This window comes from Candidatus Poribacteria bacterium, from assembly GCA_016866785.1.
Lineage (GTDB): Bacteria > Poribacteria > WGA-4E.
The window spans coordinates 1-2,610 of the sequence record VGLH01000248.1 but is presented as its reverse complement, the minus strand read 5'-3'; the positions used below and the strand labels follow the sequence as shown (position 1 = coordinate 2,610).

Sequence of the window (2,610 nt, the reverse complement as noted above, 5' to 3'; positions counted from 1 at the left end):
GCAGGGACTGCGCATCGGCGCGGCGGTTCCCTGCTACCGCATCTACGGGAATGGCGACGTCGCGGCATCCTATCCGGGAATCATCGACTCCGTCTCGATCATCGGCGCCGCGCAGATCCAGGGACGCGCCAGCGTCGGCGGGAACCTGTGCAATGCCTCACCGGCGGCGGACTCCATCCCCGCCCTGATCGTCCACAGCGCCGTCGCCCATGTGCAGGGGCCCAACGGTTCCCGCGACGTGCCGGTCGAAGCGTTCTGCACGGCTCCCGGCAAGACCGTGCTGGCGAAGGGCGAGCTCCTCGTCCGGGTCACGATCCCGGCAGCCAAAGCACGTTCGCGCGGTCACTACCTGCGGTTCATCCCCCGCAACGAGATGGACATCGCCGTCGTGGGGGTCGGGGCGCACGTGACGTTGGACGCCTCGGGCAGGCAGATCGTCGCCGCGCGGATCGCCCTGGGAGCCGTCGCGCCGACGCCGCTGTTCGTGCCGGAGGCGGGCGATGCCCTCGCCGGACAGGAGATCAGCGACGCGGCGATCCAGAAGGCTGCCGACATCGCCAAGGTCGCCGCGCGACCCATCTCCGACATGCGCGGCACGGCGGACCAGCGGCGACACCTCGTCGGCGTTCTCACGAAGCGGGCGCTCCTCGGAGCGATCCAGCGCGCGCAGGAGGCTGCCTGATGGCAAAGCGTATCGTTCGGTTCCAGGTCAACGGCGAATCGGTCGAAATCCTGTGCGAGCCTCGGCAGAGCCTCCTCGAAGTGCTCCGCAACACGCTGGAGCTCACCGGCTCCAAGGAAGGCTGCAACAACGGCAACTGCGGCGCGTGCACGGTGATTCTCGATGACCGCGTCGTCAACTCCTGCCTCGTCCTCGCCGTCGAGGTCGAGGGCAAGTCGGTGCGCACCATCGAAGGCATCGCCCAGGGCGGGAACCTGACCGCCGTCCAGACGAAGTTCCTGGAACACGCCGCGCTCCAATGCGGCATCTGCACGCCGGGCTTCATCGTCGCCGCCGAGGCGCTTCTCACCAAGAACCCGAACCCGTCCGAGCACGACGTCCGACTCGGACTGGCGGGGAACCTGTGCCGATGCACGGGCTACGACAAGATCGTGCGCGCCGTACTCGACGCCGCCGCCGTGATGCGACAGGAGGCTTAGCCCATGGCAGAACAGAAGCAGTTCCGGGTCGTCGGAACCCGACCCATTCGCCACGACGGCACGGACAAGGTGACGGGTGTCGCCGCTTACGGAGCGGACATCCATCTCGGCGGGATGCTCTACGGCAAGGTGCTTCGGAGCCCCCACGCCCACGCGCGCATCGTCAAGATCGACACGAGCCGCGCGGAGGCGATGCCTGGCGTCATGGCGGTCGTCACCGGACGCGATCTGCCCCAGGTCGCCGACAAGCTCCAAGACCTGGGCGAGTCGACGATGAGCCTGCGGGACGAGAGCAACAACACTCTCGCCGCCGGCAAGGCGCTCTACCACGGACACGCCATCGCTGCCGTCGCCGCGACGAGCATCCACATTGCCGAGGAGGCCGTCCGCGCCATCGAGGTCGAGTACGAAGTCCTCGAACCGGTTCTCGACGTGCTCGAAGCGATGAAGCCGGGAGCCACGCTCCTCAACCCGAACCTCAAGACTCGAGGCATCGGGGAAGAGGACGGCAAGCCCAGCAACGTCGCCAGCCACTTCCAGAACAAGCACGGCGACCTCGAAAAGGGTTTCGCCGAGGCGGATGTGGTCATCGAGCGGACGTTCAAGACGGCGATGGTCCACCAGGGCTACATCGAGCCGCAGAACGGCACGGCGTACGTCGCCCCCGACGGCAAGGTGACGGTCTGGTGCAGCACGCAGGGCGCGTTCAGCGTCCGCGAGCAGGTCGCCGGTATCCTCCGATTGCCCGTCTCCAAGGTCAAAGTGATCCCGCAGGAGATCGGGGGCGGATTCGGCGGGAAGATCAACGCCTACCTGGAGCCGGTCGCGGTGCTCCTCTCGCAGAAGTCGGGCAGGCCGGTGACGATGACGATGACCCGCGCGGAAGTTCTCATGGCGACGGGCCCGACGTCGGGCTCCGTCATCACCGTGAAGATGGGGTGCAAGAAGGACGGCACGCTCACCGCCGCGTCGGCGAACATGATCTACGAGGCGGGGGCGTTCCCCGGATCGCCCGTCGGCGCGGGAGCCGGATGCATCCTGTCGCCGTATCGGCTCCCGGCGGTTCAGATCGACGGCTACGACGTGCTGGTGAACAAGCCGCACACGTCGGCGTACCGAGCGCCGGGCGCGACGAACGCCGCCTTCGCCTCGGAGACGGTCATTGACGAGCTCGCCGAAGCGGTCGGGATGGACCCGGTCGACTTCCGCCTCAAGAACGGCGTCAAGCAGGGCGACCGACGCGCCGACGGGCCCATGTTCGGCATCATCGGCTACCTCGAAACGCTCGAGGCGGTGAAGAACACTGACCACTACAAGACGAAGCTCGGACCCAATCAGGGACGCGGTGTCGCGTCGGGGTTCTGGTTCAACGGCGGCGGCGAGTCGTCGGCGGCGATCGCCGTCAACACCGACGGAACCGTCTCGCTCATCGAGGGATCGACGGCGTCG

Annotated in this window: 3 protein-coding genes; all 3 read left to right on the top strand. The window is 67.5% G+C overall.

Going from position 1 to position 2,610, the window contains the following annotated elements; genetic code table 11:
- Positions 1-682: xanthine dehydrogenase family protein subunit M (locus FJZ36_18925; protein ID MBM3216973.1), on the top strand; the 682-nt coding region annotated here is incomplete at its 5' end.
- The gene (locus FJZ36_18920; protein MBM3216972.1) at positions 682-1,161 is read left to right on the top strand and encodes a (2Fe-2S)-binding protein; all 480 of its coding nucleotides are present in this window, start codon (positions 682-684) and stop codon (positions 1,159-1,161) included. The genes FJZ36_18925 and FJZ36_18920, both read left to right, overlap by 1 nt.
- A 3-nt stretch (positions 1,162-1,164) precedes the next feature.
- A partial coding sequence (locus tag FJZ36_18915; GenBank protein ID MBM3216971.1) for a xanthine dehydrogenase family protein molybdopterin-binding subunit occupies positions 1,165-2,610 on the top strand: 1,446 nt, incomplete at its 3' end.

Bases quoted from the DNA above. Each gene is read 5' to 3' on its own strand.
- FJZ36_18920 (MBM3216972.1), top strand. From the start codon at position 682: ATGGCAAAGCGTATCGTTCGGTTCCAGGTCAACGGCGAATCGGTCGAA.